The sequence below is a fragment of the Kitasatospora sp. NPDC092286 genome (assembly GCF_044755565.1).
In the GTDB taxonomy this organism is placed as follows: domain Bacteria; phylum Actinomycetota; class Actinomycetes; order Streptomycetales; family Streptomycetaceae; genus Kitasatospora.
This window is the reverse complement of sequence record NZ_JBIVRD010000015.1, coordinates 138633-162015: the sequence shown is the minus strand read 5'-3', so window position 1 is coordinate 162015 and position 23383 is coordinate 138633. Positions and strand designations below refer to the sequence as shown.

Genomic DNA, 23383 nt, shown 5'->3' with positions numbered 1-23383 from the left:
CCCCTCCGCGTGGAGGAGCGGGCCGTCGGTCCGGGTGTGCGGTCCTCAGACCGCCACGGGCGCCCGCCGGGCGGAGTGCTCCAGCAGGATCTCCGCCACGACGCGCGCCAGGTCGAGGGTCTGGCGCCCGTTCAGCCGCGGGTCGCAGCCGGTCAGGTAGCGTTCGGGGAGCTGCTCCTCGCGCAGGTTCTCGCGACCGCCGAGGCACTCGGTCACGTCGTCGCCGGTCAGTTCCAGGTGCAGACCGCCGGGGTGGCTGCCGAGCGCCCGGTGCACGGCGAAGTAACCGCTCACCTCGGCGGCGATCCGGTCGAAGCGGCGGGTCTTCAGCCCGCCGGCCGCCGTCTCGGTGTTGCCGTGCATCGGGTCGCAGAGCCAGACCACCGGGTGCCCCGCGTCCGCCACCGCCTCCACCAGCGGCGGCAGCACGTCGGACACCTGGTCCGCGCCCATCCGGCTGATCAGCGTCAGCCGGCCGGGGACGCGGTCCGGGTCCAGCGCCTCGGCGTAGGCGACGGCCTGGTCCGGGGTGGTGGACGGGCCCAGCTTGAGGCCCAGCGGGTTGGCGATCCGGCGGGCCAGGGCGACGTGCGCGCCGTCGAGCTCGCGGGTCCGCTCGCCGATCCACAGGAAGTGGCCGGACAGCGCGTACCCGTCGCGCACCAGCGGCACCTCGTAGTCGAGCAGCAGGGCCTCGTGACCGGCGAACAGTTCGGTGCGGGTCGCGTCGGCCACCGAGTCCAGCACGTCGAGCGCGGCGCCGGCGCCGTCGTACGCGGTGAGCATCCGCCGCGGGTCCGGTGTGCGGGCCTCGGCTGTCGCCGCGAGGCCGTTGACGATGTCGCCCCGGTAGGAGGGCAGCCCGTCCGGGCCCGTCGGGCTGGAGCGCGGCTTGGCGTACTGCCCGGCGACGCGTCCGACCGGCACCACCGGCAGGCCGGAGGCGACCTCGAACAGGGTCGCGCAGTGCAGTAGGGCGTGCAGGTTGGCGCGCACGTGCTCGGGGGTGTTGCCGGCGAAGGTCTCGGCGCAGTCCCCGCCCTGGACGACCAGGGCCCGGCCGAGCGCGGCCTCGGCCAGGCGCTCCCGGAGCCGGTCCACGGCGGCCGGCTCCACCAGGGGCGGCAGGGCGCCGAGCGCGGCGCGCACCTCGCGCACCCGTTCCTGGTCGGGCCACTGCGGCTGCTGACCGGCGGTCAGGCCCGCCAGGGCCCGGGCGAGGTCGGGCCCGGTGCCGTCGTGCACCGTCGGGGTCGTGGTGGTCGGCGTGGTCATCGGCGTCGTCATCCCGTCTTCCTCAGGTTGGCCCACAGATCGGCTGGCAGATCCTTGCGTCGGCGTACCCCGAGCTTGCGGTAGACCCGGGTGAGGTGCTGTTCCACGGTGCTCGCCGTGACGTACAGGCGTCCGGCGATCTCGCGGTTGGTGTAGCCGAGCACGGCGAGCGAGGCGACCCGCCGCTCGGACTCGGTGAGCGCGCCGACCCCGCCCGGCTCCCGTGCCTCGTCGGCGGCCGGGCCGCTCTCGCCGAGGTCCGCCGAGACCGACAGCAGCTCCTGGGCGAGCGGCTTCAGGGCGCACATGTTCGCCACGTGCAGGGCCTGGCGCAGCAGCAGCCGGGCCCGGCGCTTGTTGCCGGCGCCCTGGTGCGCCCGGCTCAGGTCGGTGAGCACCCGCACCTGCTCGTAGCGGTCGCCGGAGGCCTCGGTGAGGTCGACGGCCTCGGTGAGCAGGGGGCCGCGCCGCCCGGCCGGCCCGGCCGCGGCGAGCAGCCGCAGCGCCGGGCCGCGGTTGTGCGGCAGGTCGGCGTCGGCCCGGCTGAGCTGTTCGTGGATCAGCCGCCAGGCGCGGTCCCGGTTGTCCAGCCGCAGCCAGGCGTCGGCGGCCTGGGTGCGCCAGGGCACCACCCCCGCGCCGTCCAGGCCCCAGGTGCGCAGCAGTTCGCCGCAGGACAGGAAGTCGGCGAGTGCCGCGTGGCCGTGCCGGGTCGCCAGGTAGTGCTCGCCGCGGGCGAACAGGTAGTGCAGCCCGTACAGGCTCTGGAACATCGCCTCACCGACGGCGTGGGTGAGGTGCTTGGCCGCCGAGCGGTGCTCGCCCGTGCGGCTCTCGGCGATGATCAGCGTGCCCAGCGGCAGGCCCACCGCGATGCCCCAGGCGGTGGGGCTGAGGTGGGTCAGCGCGGCCCGGCTGTGCTCGGCCGCCGTGGTCGGCTCGCCGAGCCGCAGGGCCGCCTCGGCGTGCGCCGCCGAGTACAGGGCCGTCGCGGTCGGGACCTCGCGGCGGGCGGCGGTGTCGAGCAGCCGTTGGCTCCAGACCGCCGCGGTGTCGGCGCGCCCGGCCTGGAGCAGCACCCGCAGCGCGAGCAGCGCGGCCTCCTCGGCCCACGCTGTGCGGCCGTGCAGGTGGGCGTCGCGCAGTACCTGCTGGGCGTGGTCGACGGCCTCCGCGGCCCGTCCCCGGGTGAGCGCCCCGGCGAGCGCGGCGGCGGCCCGCAGCTGCGGGTCGACGTCCGGGGCGACCGCGTGCCGCAGGTCGGCGGGCAGCGCCGGGACGCGGCGGCCCCGGGCCAGGCCCGGGTGGGTGTAGGCGAGCCAGGTCTCGACGTCGCGCAGCGCGCCCGTCTCGGCGGGGGAGGCCGGTCCGGTCCGGGCGCGCAGCAGATCCAGGACGGCCAGCGCCTCCTCGCCGCGGCCGTGCCACAGCAGGTACCGGACGAGGACGAGCGCCTCGGCGAGCCCGAGGTGCCCGGCCCGGACCGCGGCGGTGAGCGGCACCAGGTGCCGGGCCGCCGCCGAGGGGTTGAGCTGCCACTCGGCCTGCGCCAGCCGGTGTCGGAGCACCGCCCGGTCGTTCTCCTCGGCGGCCTCCTTGTGGGCCAGGCGCAGGCAGGCGACGGCGGTGCGGTGACGGTGGTCGAGCAGGGCGTGCTCGGCCGCCTCGGTCAGCGCGGCGACTGCCCACGGCGCGGGCGCCCGCCCGGCCTCGACCAGGTGCCGGGCCACCTCGGCGGCGGGGCTGCCCGTCTCGTGGGCCAGCTGGGCGGCCCGCAGCCGCAGTTCGGTGCGCTCGTGCGGGGCGAGGTCCTCCAGGACGGCGGCGCGGGCGGCCGCGGTGCGCAGCCGTCCCTCGCCGTCCAGCAGTCCGGCGGCGGTGAGCGTGGCGCGGATCCGGGCGACCGCGTCGGCGCTCTCCCGCTCGCCCAGCAGCCGGGCCACGTCCTCGGCCGGGGCCTCCTCGCCGAGCACGGCCTGGGCCTGGACGACCCGCAGCACGCCGGGGCCGGCCCGGTGAAGGCAGCTCAGCAGGGCCGGGCCGTAGCGCGGTTCGGGCTCGTCGGCGCGGTCGAGGTGCTCCTCGACGAGGGCGTGCAGCAGCAGCGGGTTGCCGCCGGCCACGTCCACCAGGCCGGGGCCGCGGTGACGGGCGTCCTCCTCGCCCAGGCCCTCGGTGACCAGGCGCAGCGCGCCGGCCCGGGACAGCGGGGCCAGCGCGAGGCGGTGCGCGTGCGGGTGGCGCAGCAGTTCGGCGTGCAGCCGGCGCCGCGCGGGCCACGGGGTGCTGCCGTCGGTGAGGACCAGCAGCACCCGGCTCTGCGGCAGGTGGCGGACGAGGTGGCGCAGGAAGTGCAGGGACGCGTCGTCGGCGTGGCCGATGTCCTCGACGCAGAGCAGCACCGGGGTGTCGGCGGAGGCCGCGAGCAGGGCGGTGGTCAGGTCGCGGCAGGCGCGCAGCAGCGCGGGCGACGGCGGGCCGACCGGGTCGCCGGCCGCGCCGGTGCCGTTGAGGGCGGTGCCGTTGAGGGCGGTGCCGCCGGCACTCTCGGCCGGGTCGGCGAGGACGGCCGGGGCGGCCAGCGCGGCCAGCCGCTCGGCGTGTCCGGCGGGCCAGCCGGGGGAGCGGGCGATCCGGTCGGCGATGCCGAAGGGCAGATCCCGCTCCTGGGCGGAACAGCCCGCGCCCACGACCAGGACTCCGCGCTCGGCGGCCCGGGCGGCGAACACCCGCAGCAGCTCGCTCTTGCCGCTGCCGAGGGGTCCGTCGACCAGTGCCACCCGGCCCGCGCGGCCGAGACACTCGGCGAGCAGGTGGTCGAGTCTGTCGATGTGCGCATCACGTTCCAGCAGGGAAGGCACCGGGTACCCCCGACCTCATCTCTTGTAGGCGTCCGGCCGCCGGTCCCCGGCGGCTCCCCCGGGGCGATGGCGACGTCCGCCCGCTCCCGGTCGAACCCATCATGGGGACACCCCGCCCATCGCCCGGGAACTGACCGCCCATGGGCGGGCCACTGCCGCCGGGGCCGCCGGGCGGGGCAGGGATGATTCACAGTCCTGATGATCTTGTATCGTCCCTGCTCAGGGGATGTGGAGGAGGTCGAGGGGGCGAGTGAAGGGCCGGTAGGAGACGTGGCGGAGGCCGGCGGCGATGCTGGTGTGGCCGTGGTCGCGGAGGGTGTTGATCGCGAGGTTGCGCAGGGTCGCCATGTTCTCGGGCCCGTGGCCGGTGCGGATCTTGGAGGCGTCCTCGCGGAAGGCGGTGTCGCGGACGAAGTGGAGCCGGTCCTCGATGGTCCACTGCGAGCGGGCGGCCTGGCCGACGCGGCGACCAGCACCACACTCGTCAACGGGTGACGCAGACCACGCGGATCCACCGGCAGCGCCAGCCGGTCCACCAGACCCGCGCCGTTCTCGAGTTGACGAACAGGCGGGTCGGAGAGGGGGCAGGTGACAGACTGGCGACGCGTCGAGGCTCCGGTTCAGGGCGACGGACGAGGTCACCCCTTCAACCGGAGCCTCGATGCGTTCGCAACGGCCCGACACCACCCCATCACACCCCCGTGACCTGCGCACTTGCCTGATCACCACGACTTTGAATCAGCCCTGCCGGGCGGGGGCGGTGAATTGCCGCGGAGATCACCGGCGGGGGTCGCCGGTGGTATCGTAGATAAGAATTGACGTGCAGTCAATGGAGGGCCCGGGTCGGCCTGATGTACCATCGGGCACATTCTTCGGAATGGCATTGTCCGGAATCGCCGGGAATCGAGGGGGTAGGGGTGCGATTCAACGTTCTGGGGCCGCTTGAAGTGCTCTCCGACGGCACTGACGTGCCCATTCGCGGCCTGCAGCAGAGGGCCCTGCTCGGTGTTCTCCTGCTCCGCGCGAATAGCGTGGTGGGCATCAATGAGATAGCCGCCGCACTCTGGGGCGATGACCGTCCGTCCACGGCGCGGAAAATGGTGCAGAACTCGGTGGCCGGGCTGCGCCGCGCATTCCAGGCGGTCGGGGAGCCGGTGGACGGGAAAGTCGCGCTGAATACCACTCTGCCCGGATATGTGCTCAGAATCGAGCCGGAACAGCTCGATCTCACGGAATTTCATGAGCTTGTCACATTGGGCCGGGCCCGACTGGCGGCCGGCGACTGGACGCAGGCCTCGGAACTGCTGCGCCGCGCCCTCGGCCTGTGGCGCGGCCCGGTGCTCGCCGACGTGAGCGACGCCGGGCTCACCTGGCCCGAGCTGGCCGCCCTCCAGGGCACCCGGCTCGCCGTCCACGAGGACTGCATCCAGGCCGAGTTGGCGATGGGTCGGGACCGCGAGCTGATCGGCGAACTGGAGTCCCTGCTGGAGGCCGAGCCGACCCGGGAACGCCTGGTCGCCCAGCTGATGGTCGTCCTCTACAACTGCGGGCGCCAGCCCGAGGCGCTGGACCGCTACCGGCGCACCCGGGACCTGCTCGCCGACCGCTTCGGCCTGGAACCCGGCCGCGACCTGCGACGCCTCCAGCGCGCGATCCTCAGCCACGACCCGGCCCTGGCGCTGCGGCTCACCGCCGCCCCGGGCGGCGCGGCGGACTTCCCGCCCCCGGCCGGACCCTGGCCCGCGGCCGCCGCCCCGCGACCGCCGCACCCCCGGCCGGCACCCGCCGCGCCGTCGCCGGCGCCCGCCCCGGCCGCGCGCGCCGACGACCGCGGCGCCGGCCGCGCCGGGACCGCCGACGCCCCGGCCGCCGAGAACGCCTTCCGCGCGTCCTGGGAACGGGTCGAGCGGCGCCCGGCCAGCGTCGTCATGGTCCGCGCCCGGTGGACGGCCGACGACGGCGCCCTCGCCCCCGAGCGCGTCGACCACGCCGTCAAGGAGCTGACCGCCGGCATCCGGCGCGAGATGGCGCCCTTCGGCGGGCACGTGCGCCGGGCCTTCGGCTCGGTGTGGCTGGTCGTCTTCGGTGTCCCCCGGGCCCACGAGGACGACGCCGAGCGGGCCCTGCGCGCCGCCCTCGCCCTGCGCCGCCACTTCGAGGCGCCCGGACCGGCCGTCCCCGGGGGCACCGTGCCCGGACCGGCGCCCGGTACCGCGGCCACCGCCACCCGGCCGGTCACCCACCTCGTGGTCGGCACCGGCGAGGTGGTGGTCACCTACGACGACAGCGCACCCGAGCCCGTGGAGGTCACCGGCCAGGTCCTGGACGCCTGCCACCACCTGCTGCTGCAGGTCCCCCGCGGGGAACTGTGGGCCGCCGACGCCACCGTCGAGGCCGGCGGCGCCGGCCTCGGCTTCGCCCCGGTCCCCGGCGTCCCCGGCGTCCACCGCCCCGCGCGCTCCCGCCCCGACGGCCGCGGGCCGTCCGGGCACCCCGTCGAACCGCCGTTCCTGGAGCGCACCCACGAGCTGAACCTGCTGCGCGGCGCCTACCAGGACACCATCCGCCGCCAACTGCCGTACCTGGTCACGGTGATCGGCGAGCCCGGTATCGGCAAGACCCGGCTGATCGGGGAGTTCGCCGCCGCGCTGCGCGACGGCGCCGGACCGCCGGCGCCCCGGGTGCTCCACGCGGGCACCCCCGCCTTCGACGCCCACACCCCCTACGAGCCACTGGCCGGCGTGGTCCGCGCCTACACGGGCATCCGCGCCGGCGCGCCGGCGGCCGTCGTCCTGCCCGCGCTGACCGGCGTCGTGCGCGGGCTCTTCCCGCACGCCGCCACCGGACCGATCGTCACCGCGCTCGCCGCCTGCCTCGGCCTGCCCGCCGCGGCCGCCTCCGCCCAGGGGCCGGACGGTGGCGCCGTCCCACGGGAGGAAGTCCTCGGCGCGCTGCGGCAGTTCCTGGAGGAGGCGGCCACCGACCGCCCGCTGGTGGTCGTCCTGGACGACCTCCACCGCGCCGCCGACTTCGTCCGCTCCTTCGTCGAGGACCTCACCGTCCGGCTCGGCCCGGTCGCCCTGCTGCTGATCGTCGGCGCCCGCTCCGAACTGCTCCACACCAGGCCCTCCTGGGCGTGCGCCAAGCGCCGCTCGGCCCTGCTGCACGTGGCACCGCTGTCCACCGCGGCCACCGCCACCGTGATCGGCGCCGCCTCCGGCCGCCGCCACCCGACGCCCGCCGACGACCGCCGCGCGGCCCTCGCCGACGGCAACCCGCTGTTCGCCCAGGCCTACGCGCGGGCGGCGGACGCCGGCGCCGACCCGGCCGCCGCCCACCCGCCGGCCGTCCTCGCCGTCGCCGCCGCCCAGCTCGACGGCCTCGACCGCACCGCCCGCTCGGTGCTGCGCGACGCCGCCGTCGTCGGCGGCACGCTGTGGCGCGGCGCGGTCGCCGCCGTCAGCCAGCGCGACCCCGAGGAGGTCGGCCGCAGCCTGGAGCTCCTGGAGTCGCGCGAACTGCTGCGCCGGGTGCGCCGCAGCGGCGTCCCCGGAGACGTCGAGTACGCCTTCCGGTACGCCGTCAGCCGCGATGTGGCGCTCGCCCAGCTGCCCGGCCGCGTCCTGGTCGAACGCCACCTGCGGGCGGCCGACTGGGCCGCCCTGCTGGACGTGCCCCGCCCCGGGCTGCTGGCCTTCCACTACGACCGCGCCATCGCGCTCGCCGAGGCGGACGGCACCCCGGTGGAGACGATGGAGCGCCGCGCCTGGGAAGCCCTGGTCGGGGCGTCCGCCCGGGCCGCCGCCGCGGGCGACGACGCGCTCGCGGTCAGCTGCCTCGACCACGCCCTGGACCGCTGCCCGCCGGGCGAGCCCGAGCGGGTCTGGCTGGTCACCCACCACCGCCGCATCCGCGACAGCCTCGGCACCCGCGCCCATCGCCGCCGCCCGGCCGTTACGAGCTGACCCCGGCGGGGACGGGCAGCGCCGGGGCGAGTTCCCGCACGCGTTCCAGCGAGCGGATCTTCTCCTCGACGTCGGTGACGTTATTGGTCACCATCAGCTCGTCCGCGCCGGTGCGCTCCAGCAGGTCCGCCAGCGCCCGGCGGACCTCCTCGGCGTCACCGACCGCCTGGGTGCTGAGCAGCGCGTCGGCGGCGGCCCGCTCGGCCTCCGTCCACGGGTACGCCGCCGCCTCCTCGACGGTGGGCAGCGGCGCGATCGGCGAGGCGCCGTTCAGCCGCAGCACCGGGAACAGCGCCGGCGCCGCCAGTCGGCGCGCCTGCTCCGAGGTCTCCCCGCACACCGTGTAGGCGGTGACGATCGCGTGCGGCCGCTCGGCCCGGGCCGAGGGCCGGAAGCTCTCCCGGTACGCCCGCAGCGCCTCCTCGGTGCCGCGAGAGTTGAAGAAGTGGTGGGCGAACGCGTACGGCAGCCCGCGCCGGCCCGCGTCCACGGCGCTGCGCACACTGGCGCCCAGCAGCCACGGCCGGGGCGGCTGCGGCGGCTCCGGCAGGGCCTCCAGCCGCTGGTAGACGTGCCCGTCCGGGAAGCCGCCATCGACGAAGGCGAGCAGCTCCTCCAGCGCCGCAGGGAAGTCCTCTTCGGGCGCCCGGCGCAGCGCGTGGGAGAGCACCGGGTCCGCGCCCGAGCGGCCGATGCCCAGGTCCACCCGGCCGGGGAAGAGCGCGGCCAGCGTCCGGAAGGACTCCGCGACGGCGTACGGTGGGTGGTTGGGCAGGATCACCCCGCCCGCGCCGATCCGGATCCGGCTGGTCCGCTCGCCGAGCGCGGCCAGCAGGACGGCCGGGACGGAGCCGGCGATCCCGCGCGAGTTGTGGTGCTCGGCCACCCAGAACCGGGTGTAGCCCAGCTCGTCGGCGGCCGCCACCAGCCGGCGGGTGCCGACCAGGGTGTCGGCGGGGCGGCCGGCGGAGTCGATGGACGATATGTCGAGGACGGACAGCGGGACGGTCGGGGAACTGCTGGTCATGCGCGGGTGCTCCTTACTCGGGGTGTCACGCGTACCAGGTGGGGCGGGGGACTTCGCCGTGCAGGAGGTGGCGCCCCACCACCCGGGCGCGCCCCGGGTCGTCCTCGTGCACCCGCCGCGCCCGGGTGTCCCGCCAGTAGCGGTCCAGCCCGGCCGCGGCCTCGGCGCCGCCGGGGCCGGCCGCCCCGAGCACGCCGGCGGTGACCGCGTCGGCGGCCGCGCCGGCCTGCGTGGCCAGCGCCGCGACCCGGACGGCGTGCCGGCCGCGCTCCTCCTCGGTCACCGTGCGGCGCCGGGCGTGCAGGGCGTCCGCCTCGGCGCCGACGGCGTCGGCGAACGCCTCCACCGCCCACAGCGCGGAGGCCAGGGCGCCGTAGTGCCGGGCCGCGTCCGCGGCGGCGGCCTCGGTCAGCGGCGCCTCCGAGCACTGCTCGCGCGCGTGCCGGGCGGCGGCGTCCAGCGCGCCCCGGGCCGCGCCGATCAGCGCGTTGGCCTGGGCGAGCCGGAAGGCCGGGGTGAGGAAGGTGTTGTAGACCCGGGGCACGAAGGTCTTGTCGACGTGGCCGAGCGCCCCGGTCCACGGGATGTTCGCGCCGTCGGCGACCACGGTCCCGGCAGCCAGCGACCGCAGTCCGAACTCCTCGGCGCCGGGCTCGAAGGACAGCCCCACGTGGCCGCTCATCGCGAGCGCGCTGATCGGGGTGTCGCCGTCCTCCAGGAAGCCCTCCAGGATGGTGATGTCCGACACCGGGTGGCCCAGGGCGCGCTCCAGCCGCCCGTGGAACAGCATCTCGCGGCCCGTGTCCTGGATCACCAGGGGCGCCGAGCGGGGCTTCGAGGACCCGCTGAAGAACCACCGGGCCCGGGCCGACACCTCGCCGATGTGCTGGATCTTCTCGTCGGTGCCGATGAACTCGGCGATCGACACCCACACGTAGTGGTGGGCCAGCAGCTCGCCGACCGAGGCGTCGGCCGCCGCGACGGTGCGCACCACCCGGAACGCGGTGGACCAGTTCTGGCCGGCCCCGCCGTACTCGACCGGCCCCAGGAGGGTCACCAGGCCGGTCTCCTTCAGCAGCCGGATCTCCCGCACCGGCGGGGTGCCCTCGCGGTCGCGCCGGGCGGCGCCGGGTGCCAGCCGCGCCGCGACCTCCTCGGCCCGCCGCAGCCACACCTCGGCGGCCTCGGGGACGGCGTCCGTCGTCGTGTCAGTCATGTCTCCCACTTCGTGACGTGCTCGCCGTCCTGCCCGGCGACGTGTTCGGTGTCCTACTCCGTGTCCTGCTCCGGGTCGTCGCGGCCGGTGACGTCCGCGCCGTGCGTCCCGCCCGAGCCGTCCGCACTGCCCGCACTGCCCGCACTGCCCGCACCGTCCGCGCCGGGCAGCCGCAGGACGGCGTCCAGCAGGGCCCGGGTGTACGGGTGGGCGGGGGCCTCGAAGATCCGCTCGGTTTCGCCCTCCTCGACGACCGACCCGCCGCGCATGATCAGCACCCGGTCGGCGACCTGCCGCACCACGGCCAGGTCGTGGGTGATGAACAGCAGGGCGATGCCCCGCTCGCGCCGCAGCCGGTCCAGCAGCTCCAGCACCTGCGCCTGCACCGAGACGTCCAGCGCCGAAACCGGCTCGTCGCAGACCAGCACCTGCGGACGGCCCGCCAACGCCCGGGCGATGGCCACCCGCTGGCGCTGACCGCCGGACAGCTGGTGCGGCCGGCGGGAGAGCAGTTCGGCCGGCAGGCCGACCTGGTCGAGGAGTTCCGCGCACCGCCGGGCCCGCTCGGCGCGCCGCAGTCCCGGCAGCGCCTCGCCGATGATCCGCGCCACGGTGAACCGGGGGTCCGCCGAGGCGTACGGGTCCTGCTGGACGAACTGGATCGCCGAGCGCCCGGCCCGGCGCCGCCGCTCCGCAAGCGCCGACCAGGGCCGCCCGTGCAGCAGCACCTCCCCGGCGTCGGGACGGGACAGACCCATCGCGACCCGCGCCAGCGTGGTCTTGCCCGAGCCGGACTCGCCGACCACGCCCAGCGCCTCACCCGCCCGCAGGGTGAACCCGACCTCGTCGAGGGCCCTCGGCCCGCCCAGGGCGAAGGACTTGACCAGCCCGCGCCCGGTCAGTACCGGGGCCGCTTCCTCGGCGTCCGGTGCCTCGGGCGGGGCCTGGGCGGGACGGGCCGGCGGGCGGCCCGAGGGCACCGCGTCCAGCAGCATCCGGGTGTACGGGTGCTCCGGGGCGGACAGCACCCGGCCGGCCGGCCCGTTCTCCACCACCCCGCCCCGCCGCAGCACCAGCACCCGGTCCGCCAACTGCGCTACCACCGCCAGGTCGTGACTGACCAGCAGCAGTCCCCGGCCCTCGTCCTTGAGCCGGCCGAGCAGCGCCAGGATCTGCGCCTGGACGATCGCGTCCAGCGCCGTGGTCGGCTCGTCGGCGATCAGCAGCGGGGCGTCGGCGGCCAGCGCCGAGGCGATCAGCGCGCGCTGGCGCAGCCCGCCGGAGAGCTGGTGCGGGTACTGGGTGCGCCGGGCCTCCGGCTCCGGCACGCCCACCGCCGTGAGCAGTTCCACCACCCGGGCACCGCCGTCCGGGCCGGCGGTGCCGCCGAGGCGGGCCGCCTCGGCGATCTCGGCGCCGACGGTGCGCAGCGGGTCCAGCGCGGTCAGCGCGTCCTGGAAGACCATGGCGACCCGCCGGCCGCGCACCGCGCGCCACTGCCGTTCGCCGAAGCCGGTGGTGTCCGCCCCGGCCACCTCCAGGGTCCGGGCGGAGACCCGGGCCCTGGCGCCCGCCAGCCCGATGAGGGAACGCGAGGTGACGGACTTGCCCGAGCCGGACTCGCCGACCAGCGCCACGCACTCCCCGGGGCCGATGGCCAGCGACACCCCGTCCACGGCGGGCCGCGGCGCGCCGGGGAACGACACCCGCAGCCCCTCCACCCGCACGAGCGGGCCCGGCACCGACGCACCGGTGTCCCCGGCCGTCGCCTTCGCCGCGGTCGCTTCCGTTGTCGTCGTCGTCATCGCACCGCCCTCAGCTGCAGCGAACGGCCGATCAGCGTGGTGCAGACCACCACGACCGAGACGGCCAGGCCGGGTGCGATCGAGATCCACCAGGCCGTCTGGAGAAAGTCCTTGCCGTCGGCGACCATCGAGCCCCAGTCCGCCTCCGGCGGGACCGGGCCCAGGCCGAGCACGCTGAGCCCGGAGCCCGAGATGATGGCCGAGCCCAGCCCGATGGAGGCCAGCACCACCAGCGGGCCGCCGACGTTCGGCAGCACGTGCCGCAGCACCGACCGCCAGGCCGGCACCCCCAGCACCCGCGCCGCTTCCACGTACTCCGAGCGCAGCACCAGCCGTGCCTGGCCGCGCACCAGCCGGGCGTAGTTGGGCACCCCGGCGATGCCGATGGCGATCGCCACGTTGACCGTGCCGCCGCCCAGCAGCGCCACCACCACCAGCGCGAGCAGCAGTTCGGGGAAGCCCAGCAGCACGTCCACCACCCGCATCAGGGCGAAGTCGACGCGCCGTCCGCCGCAGCCGGCGACCAGGCCGAGCAGCGCGCCGCCGCCCACCCCGATCAGCGTCGCGCCGACCGCGATCAGCAGCGACAGCCGGGTGCCGTGCACCAGCCGCGACCATACGTCCCGGCCGAGCTGGTCGGTGCCCAGCCAGTGCTCGGCACCGGGCGGGCGCAGCGCCGCCGCGACGTCCGTCGCCTCGGGGGCGTGGGTGGCGAACACCCCGGGGAAGACCAGCACGAGCGCCACCGCGGCCAGCAGGACCAGCGGTGCCAGGCGGGCCGACGAGCGCAGCAGCGCGCCCCGGCGGGCGGTGGCCGCGGCCGGCCGGTCGAGGAGGGCGGTCACGGTGCTCATGCCGTTCCTCCCTCGCGCAGCCGGGGGTCGATCAGCGGGTGGAGCACGTCCACCAGGGTGTTGATGACCACGAACGCCGCGCTGGAGATGACCACCAGGGCGCTGACCACCGGCAGGTCGCGCGAGCCGACCGCGTTGGCCAGCACCCGGCCCAGGCCCGGCCGGGTGAAGATGTTCTCCACCAGCACCGCGCCGCCGAACAGGCTGCCCAGCACGAAGCCTGCCAGCGTGGTCAGCGGCAGCAGCGCGTGCCGCAGGGTGTGCCGCAGCAGCACCGCCGTCGCGCCCAGGCCGCGCGAGCGCGCGGTCAGCACGAACGGGCGGCCGTCGGCGCTCTCCAGCTCCTGGCGGATCACCTGGGCGAGCACTCCGGCCAGCGGCAGCGCCAGCGCCAGCGTCGGCAGCACCAGCGCCGCCGGCCCGTCCGCCCCGATCGAGGGCAGCGCGTGCAGCCGGTAGGAGAACACCGTCAGCAGGATGATGCCCAGCCAGAACGACGGCATCGACACCATCAGCAGCTCGGCCATACCGGCGGCACCGCGCACCGCCCAGCCCCGGCCGGCCGTCAGGGTGGCCGCCAGCACCGCCAGCACCAGCGCGGTGACCAGCGCGGACACCGCCAGCTCGACGGTCGGGCCGAGCTGGCTGCCGAGCAGCCGCCCGATCGGCTCGTTGAGCTGGTACGACCAGCCGAGGCCGCCGCTCGCCAACTGGGCGAGCTGGCGGCCGTACTGGACGAGCAGCGGGTCGTCCAGGCCGTTCTCGGCGATCACCTGGTCACGCAGGGCCGGGGTGGCGGCGGCGCCCGGCCCGATCAGTCCGTCCACGATGTCGCCGGGGGCGAGGTGGAGGGCGAAGAACGTCACCGTGAGCGTCCCCCACACCACCACCAGCCCCGCCGCGAGCCGCCGGGCGACGAACCTGGCCCAGGGCGGCACGTGCCGTCGCGGCACAAGCCGGGCGCGGTCGGACACCTCAGGCCACCCCGATGCCGTAGAAGTCGGGGTTGGCGTCGACGTCCAGGACCAGCCCGTTCACCTTGCCGTGCCGGGCGACGTCCATGGTGGCGATGTAGGCCGGGAAGGAGTACGCCTGCTCGACGATCTTCCGCTGGACCTTGCGGTACAGCTCGGCTCGCTGCGCGGCGTCCACGGTCGCCTCGGCCTGGTCCAGCCAGCCGTCGATCTCGGCGTCCTTGACCCGGCTGCCGTTCGCCCCGCCGCCCCCGAACTGGGACTTGGAGTGGTAGAGGCTGCCCAGCAGGCTCGGGTCGGAGCCCTGCCAGGCGAAGGCGAACACGTCGTAGTCGCCCTTGCCGGTGCGCCCGGTGGAGCCTGCGGAGTCCAGCGGCACCAGCTTCAGCTCGATGCCGACCTGCTTCAGCGCGTCCTGCACGCCCACGTCGAAGGTGTGGTTCTGGGCCGAGACGAAGGTCTGCACGTACGGCTGCTCGGCGGTGAGGCGCTTGCCGTCCTTGGTGCGGTAGCCCTCGGCGTCCCGCCCGGTCCAGCCGGCCTCGTCCAGCAGCTTCTCCGCCTTCTCCTTGCTGTACTCCCAGGCCGGCTTGGCGAACGACGGCTCGGCGCCGGGGGTGGAGGGTGCCAGCGGCCCCCAGGCCTGCTCGTACTCGCCCTGGAAGATGCCCTTGACGATCCCGGCGAAGTCGATGGCGTGCCGGACGGCCTGCCGGGCGCGCGGGTCGTCGAACGGCGCGCGGGCGGTGTTGAGGTAGTAGGTGTAGGGGACGCCGGGGACCGCCTTGCGGACCACCTGGACGCCGTTCTGGCCGCGCAGGCCGGCCAGCCGGTTGGCGGGGATCAGCTCGGCGGCGTCGACCTGACCGGACGTCAGTGCGCCGACCCGGGAGGCGTCCTCCTTCAGCAGCAGCACGACGATGCTCTCCAGCTTCGCCCGCCCCTGGTGGGCGGCGGTCGGCGGGGCCCAGTTGTAGTCGGGCCGGCGCTTGAACACCGCCTGCTGGCCCGGCGTCACCGACTCGAAGGTGAACGGGCCGGTGCCGACGACGAACGCGCCGCCGGAGGAGAGGTCGCCCGCGTGGTCGCGCAGCGCGACGGGGGAGTGGAAGCCGAGGAAGGTGCTCCCCGCCGAGCCGAGGAACGAGGAGTGAGGGGCGGTCAGGTGCACGGCCACCGTGCGCGGGTCGACGACCTCGGTCTCCTTGTAGGGGCCGAGCAGGCCGGCCGCCCGCTTGGACGCCGTCTTCGCCGCCGTGACGTGGTCGAAGTTCGCCTTCACGGCCGCCGCGTCGAACGGGGTGCCGTCGCTGAAGGTCACGCCGGTGCGCAGGGTGAAGGTGTAGGTGAGGCCGTCGGGCGAGACCGTCCACGAATCGGCCAGCCACGGCTTGACGGTCCCGTCCGGGGCGATCGCGACCAGCGACTCCAGCACCGGGCGCAGCAGCCGCCCGGTGACGGCGGTGGACGCGGCGTGCGGGTCCCAGCTGTCGGGTTCGACGGCGGCGCCGTAGCGCAGGGTGCCGCCGCCGCTCTTCGCGGAGGGCGGGGCGGAGGAGTCGGAGCAGGCCGTGAGGACGGCGGGGCCGATGACGGCGGCGGCGGTCAGGGTGACCGGGAGACGGAGGAAACGGCGTCTGGTGTACATGGGTCCTTCTCGATCCTGCGCGAGGCGGGGGAACGGTGGGCGGCGTAAGGCCCGCCCACCCCGCGGGGCAGGCGCTGATGGCCCCGGCCGCGGACGATGCGACGAGTCTGCTGGCTCCGTCCGGATCCGACCCCCCTGACCGTCCCCCTATGCGGGCCCTTTCCGGGGCCCGCGGGTTTCGCGGCGGGACGCTCGCGGGTGTGCTCGGCCGGCGTGCTCTGACGTGGTGCGGAGTGCGGTGCGGCCCTGGCGGCGGTGCGCGCCGTCAGGGTGGTGCGGCCGTTCCGGGGGGCCTTCCGGAACGGCCGCACGGGGACCGTCAAATGTGCGGCACGGGGGAATCCGCAGACTTGAGGTCCGGTCCGGGGGCGCTCTCGGCACCGTCCGCGGGGCTGCGTAGGACGAAGGCGGCCACCAGGACGCCGACCGCCACGAACACGGCGCTGAGCCCGTAGGAGAGGTGGAAGCCGCCGGTGAGCGCCGCCACCTTGCTGTCGCCCTTGCCGAGCAGTGTCGCGGTGCGGGAGGCGGCCACCGTGGCGAGCACGGCGGTGCCGATCGAGGCGCCGACCTGCTGGGTGGTGTTCACCAGGCCGGAGGCGATGCCGGCGTCGTTGGGCGAGGTGACCGACATGGCCTGGCCGATCAGCGCCGGCATGGCCGCGCCGAAGCCGAGGCCGAGCAGCACGAACGGCGGCACGATGTCGGCGAGGAAGCTTCCGTCGCTCGGCACCCGGGCCAGCAGCGCGAGCGCCGCGGCCACCAGCAGCAGGCCGACGACCAGCACCCGGCGGGGCCCGAACTTCCGGTTCAGCTTGACCGCGAAGCCCAGCGAGACGATCGCGATGGTGACCGGCGCGGGCAGGAAGGCGAGCCCGGTCTTCAGCGCGTCGTAGCCCAGGACGTTCTGGAAGTACAGCGCGGTGCAGAACTGGTAGCCGAACAGGCCGGCGACCATCAGGACCATGATGCCGTTGGCGCCGGAGACCGCCCGGGAGCGGAAGATGTGCAGCGGCAGCAGAGGCTTGGCCGCGTACGCCTGGCGGACCACGAAGCCGGTCAGCAGCACCAGCGAGCCGGCCAGCAGGCCCAGCGTGCGGCCGTCGCCCCAGGTGTACTCCTCGGCCTTGACGATCGTGTAGACCAGCAGCATCAGACCGCCGGTGGCGAGCACCGAACCGACCAGGTCGGCGCCCTCGCGCAGCCCCAGTCCCTTCCCGCCGGGCACCACGCTCTGCGTCAGCACGAGCGCCACCAGGCCGATCGGCACGTTGACGTAGAACACCCACGGCCAGCTGAAGCTCTGCGTCAGCACGCCGCCCAGGATCAGGCCCAGCGAGGCGCCGGCCGCGGAGACGAACGCGTACGCCGCCAGTGCCTTGGCGCGCTCGCCGGCGTCGGGGAACAGGGTGATGATCATGCCCAGGACGACGGCCGAGGCGAGCGCCCCGCCGACCCCCTGGATGAACCGGAACGCCACCAGCGTCGTCGAGGAGGAGGACAGGCCGCAGGCCAGCGAGGCCACCGTGAACAGGCCCAGGCCCGCGCTGAAGACGCGCTTGCCGCCCAGCAGGTCGCCCAGCCGGCCGGAGAGCAGCAGCAGCCCGGCGAACGCGATGAGGTAGGCGTTGACCACCCAGGCCAGGCCGGACTGGGTGAAGCCGAGGTCGGTCTGGATGGTCGGGAGGGCGACGGTCACGATCGAACCGTCGAGGATGATCATCAGGTTGCCGGTGCAGAGGACCCCCAGCGCCAACCAGCGTGACCTGGAAGGCTGGAGGGACGGCGGGGCTTGCGTGGTCATCGGAGGAGTCCTTCGGGAACGGCCCGGGAGGGGCGCCCGGTGGCGCCCGCGCTCCCTGAGGGCACTTCTTGTTACAGCGACCATCATGTGTGACCATCAAGTCCACCGTAAGGAGGCACTTTCATGTTCCTGGGGAACAGCGATGTGATCGAGGACATCGAGGAGGCCGGCGGCGACCCGGCCCCCGCCCGCGAGGCGTGCACCGTCCTGGAGGCGCTCAACCGGATCAGCGGCAAGTGGGCGATCGGGATCCTGCTCAACCTCAGCCACGGCCCGGTCCGCTTCACCGAACTCGAACGGTCCGTACCCGGAATCAGCCGCCGTATGCTCACTCTGACGCTGCGGAACCTCGAACGCGACGGACTGATCGAGCGCACCGTCTACGCGACCGTGCCGCCCAAGGTGGAGTACCGCGGCACCGAGATGGCCGACGAGCTCTACGCCTCCCTCAAGGGCCTCACCGCCTGGGCGGAGCGCCACCGCGACGCCATCGCCCGCTCGCGCGACTCCTACGACCGGGAGCAGGCAGCGGTGGGCGCCGGGGACCTCTGAGGCCCGGCCTCCGCCAGTCCGCTCGCGCATTCGACTGTCCTGGTCGCTCGCCCGCCCCTTCGCCCTCCGGGCTACTCGGCCGGGCGGGTGGACCCCGTCCACTCGAACACACGCGACTCGGAGGCCTCGTGACGCACCGTCCGGTGTGAGCGTCGGAAGTGCTCGTACCGGTTCCCGCGCGGCAGCCTGAGGACGTGCTGCTCCGCGTCCAGGAACCGGACCCGCTCGTGCTCCGGCAGGCCGTTCGCGGGCCCGCCCTCCAGAATCGTGTTCGGTTCGGTGCCGAGCGCCATGGCGCGCGGGCCGCAGCTCGCGCACCCGTTCCTTGAGGATCGTGATCCCGCGTTCCCAGCCGATCCGCTCGGCGATGACCGTGGCCGGCATCGTCGGGGTCGCCTTGAGCAGCTCGCGGATCTCGGGCTCGAACGCGTCCACCGCCGAACCCTTCAGCGGGCGCTGGTAGACATGCCACGATCGCGGAGCGCACGCACCCGGTACCTGATCAAGCCTTTGGATACCCGTCCACCCATCGACCTCGTACACATCGCCGCCCGCTCTCGGCGCGCCGCCCGGCCCGCGACCGGTCGGCGGCGGCGACCTGGACAGGGGAGGCGTCCTCGCAGCTCAGCAGGACGGCCTGCTGAGCTGCACGCGGCCGCCCAGGTCTCCGAGTTCAGGACTGCCGACCTCGAGGACGATGGGACGACGAGGCACGGCGGTGTATGGCCGGGTAGTGCTTGACCTGCGTACTCGGACCGGCTCGGTACTGCCGTAAGGCCAGCCTGCCTCGGGGCCGCCTGGATCTGTCACCGGGCGGTGGGCGGCTTCGGCCATGCCGTTCCCTCTGCTGCGGCCGTGAGGATGTCGCCGAGGCGGAGCCAGGCGTTCGGGCCGGAGGAGCTGATCGGGCTGTCGGCAAGCCGTTGCCAAACGTGGTCGTCGTCGCCGAGTATGCCGACGACCAGGGCGACCACGGTGGGGTGGATGGTGTCGTAGTGGCTTCCCTTCGCTTTGAGTGCGGTCCAGGCCGGCATTGCGAGGACGGTTTCGTCGGGGCAGTCGGGCAGAGCGAGAACGTGCCGGGCCCAGGCTTCGCGGTTGGCGGGATTCCCGCCGAGCCTGCTCCGTAGTCCGTGAGTCAGCGTGTGGACTGCCTGCCGCGGGTTTGTGTGGCGTGCGAGGACATCGGGGAAGGAGCGGTCGTACCCGTAGCCACTGTGCGCGAACGACAGCAGTGCCTTCTCGACGAGTTCGTCGTCGCCGGCATGCCGGTCCAGGTACTCGTCGAGGACGTTCGCGGCGACGGCGGAGAGGGCGCGGGGCGTCACCTGTGCGGGATCGCCGAGGGCCGCGCGTCGTGTGGCGGATGTCTGGGGGAGCGGATCGGTGACGATCCGGCTGATTGCAGCGATCAGTTCGGTGAACTGCCGGTGGTCCTCCTGGGCCGTGTAGTCGTAGGACCTGGGACGGGTCTGGCCGCGCCGGGCATCGCGGATCATCGACTGGACCGTCTTCTTGACGGCAGGTGTCACGTCGGGCAGGTGGAGCAGCATGGCATGGACCCAGCGGAGGTCGGCTGCCTGGCTGATGCCGAGGGAGCCGTTCGGTTGCCAGGTCTGGAGCGCCTGTACCGCCACATCGGCGAAGTGCCGTCCCAGTTCGGTGAGTTCATCCGCGGGCGTGAGCCAGGTGTAGGGATTGCCGTACGAGGGCTTGGCCTCGGCGGGGTTGAGTACCAGGCGCCACCGCCCCTCTGCGGCGTGGGAAGCCCACGAGACGGCGCCGCCCATGCCCCACCTGGCCCGGCGACCGCCGTCCTCAAGGTAATGCTCGATGTGTTCGCGGCCCTCCTCGCCGAGGGTGGCGAGTTCGGCAGCGAAGTGCTTCCGGGCTTCCTCCGGTGAGGAGCCTTCCTGGAGGACGCGGCACACCCGGGCCACCAACCTGGCCCGAGCGAAGCGGTCCAGATCCTCGAAGGCGATCCGCTTGAGCAGGCTGGGCTCGACCATCCACGGCAGGCTGCCGAGCAGCTGGTCCATGATGACGCGGTGCGCGTCGGTTCCTTCGGTGCGGACGACGAGCTGGGAGTGCCGGTCGGGGTGGCGCTTGAGGACCCCCGACCACATGGTCTCCCAGGCGGCGAACGCCTGCTTGGTCCGCTCCCACCAGGCGTCGGAGTTCTCGTTGTCGTGATCGCTGTAGTCGGGCGCATCGGGCAGCAGCGAGACCGCGGTGTCGAACACGTCGTCGTGAAGGTGTTCTGTCCGCAGGACCAGCTGGGCGGGTGTCGGTTCCTTGAGGAGGGCTGGTGTGATGAACGGACGCTGAGGTACCCGCCTGCGCAGCTCGGAGGCGACGGCCTTGTACAGAACCGGCGACCGGCCGGCGGTACCGAGAGAACCGAGCTGGCTGGCCGTGCAACGTTGGAGTGCACTGTCTCGAAGGGCATCCCCGCACTCGGGATGGGCAAGCGCGAGAGCCACCAGCTCGATCGCCGTCCCGACCAGGTACTCGGGCTCTGACTCCGCCTTCCGCAGGCCGCTCGTCACCGCCGCTTCCAAGAGCCAGTCAGGCGCCTCGTCCCGAAAAGGTCTCGTGAGCAGTGCTTCGAGGAGACGCGCGTACTGCCGGTCATCTGCCAATGCGCGGGCCTGCTCGGCAGCCATCCGGGCCGCAGCCGACCCGGCGTCGGCGCCGGCTGCAACAGCGACCAGGAACTCCACAGGCAGCCGTGAGCTGTTGGTGGTCATGCCGTACGTTCCTCCCCAGACACGAATGGTCAGGCCCATCCTGCTCCATGGATCGGACAACCAGGTCAACAGGCCGGTCTACGGTTCAACAGACGGGACCGATCCGGCTTTCGAAGCGGACACGGGTGCTGCCGTCGGGTACGGTGATGGCGGACCCAGGTCCGGGCCGCCGACAGCATCGGCGGAACCAGCCACGGTCGATCGCCTTCACCACCGTCCGGGGACGCGTCAGCAGCGCGTCCACCAGCGGAACTCCACGCCTGTGCGGCACCACCTGCCCGCGCCCCTTCCTCCGGAGTCCTCCGCATGCCCCAGCACCATCTCACCGCTGCGCTCCGCGACTTCTTCTGCGAGCACACAGCCAGCAAGAGCCGCGTTCTGGCTCTCGTCGGCCACCAGGACGGACCGGACTCGCTCCAGGCCGTCCTCACCTGCCGCGAGCCCGAACTCGCCCAATGAGCCGCCGAACTGCTCCGCGCTCTGCGTTCGGGCTCCGACGCCCCGTTGGAGGAACATGTCGAGGACCTGTGCGGACGACTCCCTGATGCGCCGGCGGCCTCCCTCCGGCAGGCGGTGGCCCACGTGCGCGCCGGAACCTGGCCGGCCGCCGCAGGATCACTCTTCAACCTCGCCCTCCACTTCGCCCTCGACGACGCCCGCGACCTGCAGGACGAACTCGACGACAAGGAGGACGCCGTCCACGCCGCGCTGCCGGTCCACCGCGACGACTACGACTTCGGCGCCTGCACGGACATGTTCTTCCAGGACACCGACGTACTGATGCTCTACAGCGCCCGGTTCGACGGCATCGAGGACCCGGACGGCGAGACCAACCGGCAGATCGGCATGGGCGACCTGCGCGTGGCGGCCTGGTTCGAACCGTTCGGGAACGTGAAGACCCGCGACCCGCACCGCGACTTCCGTCGCTGAACGATTCACTTCCACGTAGAACGGTGGGGCCGAGGCGCGAGGTGCCCCGGCTCCACCGCTGCTTCCGGTCGGAGAAGGACCGCCGGAGGCAGCTCCCGGGCCCGACACCTCGCCTTGTCGGCTTCCCGCACAGCAGCGCCTTGCGAACGGATGGCCGAACAGTTCAGGGCAGTCTCGTTCGGCACCCGAAGACCCGTGGGCAGCCACATCGTGCAACCACGTCCCGATCGCACTGGCCGCAGGGTCCGCCGGGGATGACTCGATCGATCCGGTGGGACCTTTGACGCCTTGCTCGAAGGTGTTCGACCGGTCACTCTCTGCGGATGGTCAACAGGTGCCGTGCCATGAAGAAGGACGGAAGGCTCTGCAGGAACCGGGTGCGGCAGCAGGGCCTGCGATGCCACCAGCACCAGGGCCTCCCGGGCGGCAGACGCCCCCTCGACCCGTCGCCGCGACGAGCCACGAACTCCTCCCAGCCCCATCCCACCGGCACGAGGACCCGCCGTCCCGCCGCCACGGTGAACCGCCCCTCCCGAAGCACGCGACCCGCTCCCACCCCCGCGCCGAGAACCCCCGTGATCCCGGTCCAACGCCGTCCGCAGCGGCCCGCACCGCGGGTGGTGAGCCGGGCGGAGTCGGACGGCGCGGCGCAGGTCTGCGTCGAACTCGTTTCCGGCGGCGGCAACGACGTGATCGTCTCCCAGGCGCTGCGGTACGCGAGCGAGTCGACTTGGAACGCCCTCCTCGAACAGCAGCGGGGGAGGGGCTGCGAGGCCCTTGCAACGCTTGCCCGGGCGCTGCTAGACGGCAGGAAGTCGTTGCACGGCATGGTCGGTGCCGTCATCGGCCGACTGTGGGCGGCCCTGGGCCGACCCCGGATCGAGCAGGTCTTCGCCCGGGAACTGGCCGGCCGGGTACCCCTGCCGTTCGGGTACGAGGTCGCCGCCGCGGCACGCGGCCTCCAAGCCGCCGGCATCCTCGTCTGCTTCACCGGCGGCGGCCCGATGCAGGACTGCGCCTGCCTGAAGGACCTCCTCGTCAATGAGGGCAGAGCCCAGTTCGAGAACCTGATCCACGGCGCACTCCACGACTGGAGCGAACTGCCCGGACGCATGCACGACCCCATCGCTTCGCCCGGATCTGCTCAGGCGTGACCACGAAGGCACGAACGTCTCCCGAGGGACCACGTGACCTCGTACTTCCCCGACCTGGTCGAGTCCTTGTGGCGGTGGCGCCCGGCCGCTTCGCGACACTGCCGCAGCCTGCACCCAGCCCTGCCGTCTCTTGCCGCTACTGCCCGTCCTGCGGTCGGTGGCCGGACGCCCACTGCTTCACACGCTCGATCACGTCGTCCGGGTCGGGGGCGGTCGAGTGGACGGTCAACTCGGCGTAGCCGGGATCCTCGATGGCCAGTGCCAGCAGACGGTGTTCGCGAAGCCGGGCGACGAGGTATCGTCCCGCGAGGAGATCGCCGGACTTCTCCACGTCGATATCGCTCTTGTCCGCGTGCCAGTAGGAGCCGTCGTACTCGACGGCGAGCTTCCGGCCACCGGGGAGATCGATCGTGATGCCGACGGACCCGAGCGGTGCGCGAGGCACGACAGGACCGATTAGGGATGATCCGTTTGGCCCGCTGGTCCGTGCGAGGAGGGCATGCGGACGTGCATCTCCGGCGTGGGGCGGGGCGCGGATAGAGTCGGCGTGGCGGCCCACGACGGGGGC

Annotated in this window: 18 protein-coding genes and 1 pseudogene; 5 read left to right on the top strand and 14 right to left on the bottom strand. The window is 74.0% G+C overall.

Annotated elements, in window-relative coordinates:
- Positions 1 to 45 precede the first annotated feature (45 nt).
- The 3 genes from ACIQIB_RS17975 to ACIQIB_RS17965 all read right to left on the bottom strand — a co-directional run bounded on the left by ACIQIB_RS17975 (position 46) and on the right by ACIQIB_RS17965 (position 4484).
- Complete coding sequence (locus ACIQIB_RS17975; protein ID WP_400758894.1) at positions 46 to 1287, bottom strand: 3-deoxy-7-phosphoheptulonate synthase; 1242 nt, start codon at positions 1285 to 1287, stop codon at positions 46 to 48.
- Positions 1284 to 4136, bottom strand: coding sequence for an AAA family ATPase (locus ACIQIB_RS17970; protein ID WP_400758892.1), 2853 nt, complete (start codon positions 4134 to 4136; stop codon positions 1284 to 1286). Before ACIQIB_RS17970 ends, ACIQIB_RS17975 begins: the two co-directional genes overlap by 4 nt.
- A 219-nt stretch (positions 4137 to 4355) precedes the next feature.
- Positions 4356 to 4484 (bottom strand): hypothetical protein, encoded by a 129-nt coding sequence (locus tag ACIQIB_RS17965; RefSeq protein ID WP_363614055.1) that lies wholly within the window; start codon positions 4482 to 4484, stop codon positions 4356 to 4358.
- Positions 4485 to 5233: 749 nt separating this feature from the next.
- Here ACIQIB_RS17965 and ACIQIB_RS17960 point away from each other — a divergent pair.
- Positions 5234 to 8101: a BTAD domain-containing putative transcriptional regulator gene (locus ACIQIB_RS17960; RefSeq protein ID WP_400758890.1), complete on the top strand. Its 2868-nt coding sequence runs from the start codon at positions 5234 to 5236 to the stop codon at positions 8099 to 8101.
- On the opposite strand, the gene ACIQIB_RS17955 is transcribed toward ACIQIB_RS17960, so the two are convergent.
- From ACIQIB_RS17955 to ACIQIB_RS17925, 7 genes are all read right to left on the bottom strand, one after another.
- Positions 8091 to 9128, bottom strand: a complete 1038-nt coding sequence (locus tag ACIQIB_RS17955; protein WP_400659718.1) for an LLM class flavin-dependent oxidoreductase — start codon at positions 9126 to 9128, stop codon at positions 8091 to 8093. The two genes, ACIQIB_RS17960 and ACIQIB_RS17955, sit on opposite strands and share 11 nt — an antisense overlap.
- A gap of 25 nt (positions 9129 to 9153) precedes the next feature.
- Positions 9154 to 10344, bottom strand: coding sequence for an acyl-CoA dehydrogenase family protein (locus ACIQIB_RS17950; RefSeq protein WP_363614061.1), 1191 nt, complete (start codon positions 10342 to 10344; stop codon positions 9154 to 9156).
- A 53-nt stretch (positions 10345 to 10397) separates the two neighbouring features.
- Complete coding sequence (locus ACIQIB_RS17945) at positions 10398 to 12149, bottom strand: dipeptide ABC transporter ATP-binding protein (protein WP_400758887.1); 1752 nt, start codon at positions 12147 to 12149, stop codon at positions 10398 to 10400.
- Complete coding sequence (locus ACIQIB_RS17940; RefSeq protein ID WP_363614064.1) at positions 12146 to 13003, bottom strand: ABC transporter permease; 858 nt, start codon at positions 13001 to 13003, stop codon at positions 12146 to 12148. The genes ACIQIB_RS17945 and ACIQIB_RS17940 overlap by 4 nt, the downstream gene beginning before the upstream one ends.
- The gene (locus ACIQIB_RS17935) at positions 13000 to 13977 is read right to left on the bottom strand and encodes an ABC transporter permease (protein ID WP_363614066.1); all 978 of its coding nucleotides are present in this window, start codon (positions 13975 to 13977) and stop codon (positions 13000 to 13002) included. The genes ACIQIB_RS17940 and ACIQIB_RS17935 overlap by 4 nt, the downstream gene beginning before the upstream one ends.
- A gap of 1 nt (position 13978) precedes the next feature.
- A complete protein-coding gene (locus tag ACIQIB_RS17930) occupies positions 13979 to 15625 on the bottom strand; it encodes an ABC transporter substrate-binding protein (protein ID WP_363614068.1) in 1647 nt (548 codons plus the stop codon).
- A gap of 319 nt (positions 15626 to 15944) precedes the next feature.
- On the bottom strand, positions 15945 to 17429 hold the full coding sequence (locus ACIQIB_RS17925) for an MFS transporter (protein ID WP_363614070.1): 1485 nt from the start codon (positions 17427 to 17429) through the stop codon (positions 15945 to 15947).
- A gap of 123 nt (positions 17430 to 17552) precedes the next feature.
- On the opposite strand from ACIQIB_RS17925, the gene ACIQIB_RS17920 reads away from it, so the two are divergent.
- Positions 17553 to 17981 carry a winged helix-turn-helix transcriptional regulator gene (locus ACIQIB_RS17920; RefSeq protein ID WP_400758884.1) on the top strand — a complete coding sequence of 143 codons (429 nt, stop codon included), beginning with the start codon at positions 17553 to 17555 and terminating at the stop codon, positions 17979 to 17981.
- Positions 17982 to 18052: 71 nt separating this feature from the next.
- On the opposite strand, the gene ACIQIB_RS17915 is transcribed toward ACIQIB_RS17920, so the two are convergent.
- The 3 genes and pseudogenes from ACIQIB_RS17915 to ACIQIB_RS17905 form a co-directional block, all read right to left on the bottom strand.
- The gene (locus ACIQIB_RS17915) at positions 18053 to 18274 is read right to left on the bottom strand and encodes a DUF5988 family protein (RefSeq protein ID WP_400758882.1); all 222 of its coding nucleotides are present in this window, start codon (positions 18272 to 18274) and stop codon (positions 18053 to 18055) included.
- Positions 18275 to 18281: 7 nt separating this feature from the next.
- Positions 18282 to 18443 (bottom strand): annotated as a pseudogene (locus tag ACIQIB_RS17910) (IS21 family transposase); the annotation flags it as partial.
- 344 nt (positions 18444 to 18787) lie between these two features.
- Positions 18788 to 20731, bottom strand: coding sequence for a hypothetical protein (locus ACIQIB_RS17905; protein WP_363614078.1), 1944 nt, complete (start codon positions 20729 to 20731; stop codon positions 18788 to 18790).
- Between the two features lie 306 nt (positions 20732 to 21037).
- Here ACIQIB_RS17905 and ACIQIB_RS17900 point away from each other — a divergent pair, with 306 nt between their 5' ends.
- The 3 genes from ACIQIB_RS17900 to ACIQIB_RS17890 all read left to right on the top strand — a co-directional run bounded on the left by ACIQIB_RS17900 (position 21038) and on the right by ACIQIB_RS17890 (position 22815).
- Positions 21038 to 21190 (top strand): hypothetical protein, encoded by a 153-nt coding sequence (locus ACIQIB_RS17900; RefSeq protein WP_363614080.1) that lies wholly within the window; start codon positions 21038 to 21040, stop codon positions 21188 to 21190.
- A 123-nt stretch (positions 21191 to 21313) separates the two neighbouring features.
- Positions 21314 to 21661, top strand: a complete 348-nt coding sequence (locus ACIQIB_RS17895) for a hypothetical protein (RefSeq protein WP_400758879.1) — start codon at positions 21314 to 21316, stop codon at positions 21659 to 21661.
- Positions 21662 to 22236: 575 nt separating this feature from the next.
- Complete coding sequence (locus tag ACIQIB_RS17890) at positions 22237 to 22815, top strand: hypothetical protein (protein WP_363614084.1); 579 nt, start codon at positions 22237 to 22239, stop codon at positions 22813 to 22815.
- Positions 22816 to 22951: 136 nt separating this feature from the next.
- Here ACIQIB_RS17890 and ACIQIB_RS17885 read toward each other — a convergent pair whose 3' ends face one another.
- The gene (locus ACIQIB_RS17885) at positions 22952 to 23260 is read right to left on the bottom strand and encodes a hypothetical protein (protein ID WP_400758876.1); all 309 of its coding nucleotides are present in this window, start codon (positions 23258 to 23260) and stop codon (positions 22952 to 22954) included.
- Between the last annotated feature and the right edge of the window lie 123 nt (positions 23261 to 23383).

What these genes read in the sequence shown, in the direction of transcription:
- ACIQIB_RS17945 (WP_400758887.1), bottom strand. Translation starts at nt 12,149, where the DNA reads ATGACGACGACGACAACGGAAGCGACCGCGGCGAAGGCGACGGCCGGG.
- ACIQIB_RS17920 (WP_400758884.1), top strand. Translation starts at nt 17,553, where the DNA reads ATGTTCCTGGGGAACAGCGATGTGATCGAGGACATCGAGGAGGCCGGC.
- ACIQIB_RS17940 (WP_363614064.1), bottom strand. Translation starts at nt 13,003, where the DNA reads ATGAGCACCGTGACCGCCCTCCTCGACCGGCCGGCCGCGGCCACCGCC.
- ACIQIB_RS17930 (WP_363614068.1), bottom strand. Translation starts at nt 15,625, where the DNA reads ATGTACACCAGACGCCGTTTCCTCCGTCTCCCGGTCACCCTGACCGCC.
- ACIQIB_RS17960 (WP_400758890.1), top strand. Translation starts at nt 5,234, where the DNA reads ATGGTGCAGAACTCGGTGGCCGGGCTGCGCCGCGCATTCCAGGCGGTC.
- ACIQIB_RS17900 (WP_363614080.1), top strand. Translation starts at nt 21,038, where the DNA reads ATGCCCCAGCACCATCTCACCGCTGCGCTCCGCGACTTCTTCTGCGAG.
- ACIQIB_RS17965 (WP_363614055.1), bottom strand. Translation starts at nt 4,484, where the DNA reads ATGGCGACCCTGCGCAACCTCGCGATCAACACCCTCCGCGACCACGGC.
- ACIQIB_RS17925 (WP_363614070.1), bottom strand. Translation starts at nt 17,429, where the DNA reads ATGACCACGCAAGCCCCGCCGTCCCTCCAGCCTTCCAGGTCACGCTGG.
- ACIQIB_RS17905 (WP_363614078.1), bottom strand. Translation starts at nt 20,731, where the DNA reads ATGACCACCAACAGCTCACGGCTGCCTGTGGAGTTCCTGGTCGCTGTT.
- ACIQIB_RS17955 (WP_400659718.1), bottom strand. Translation starts at nt 9,128, where the DNA reads ATGACCAGCAGTTCCCCGACCGTCCCGCTGTCCGTCCTCGACATATCG.
- ACIQIB_RS17915 (WP_400758882.1), bottom strand. Translation starts at nt 18,274, where the DNA reads ATGGCGCTCGGCACCGAACCGAACACGATTCTGGAGGGCGGGCCCGCG.
- ACIQIB_RS17975 (WP_400758894.1), bottom strand. Translation starts at nt 1,287, where the DNA reads ATGACGACGCCGATGACCACGCCGACCACCACGACCCCGACGGTGCAC.
- ACIQIB_RS17950 (WP_363614061.1), bottom strand. Translation starts at nt 10,344, where the DNA reads ATGACTGACACGACGACGGACGCCGTCCCCGAGGCCGCCGAGGTGTGG.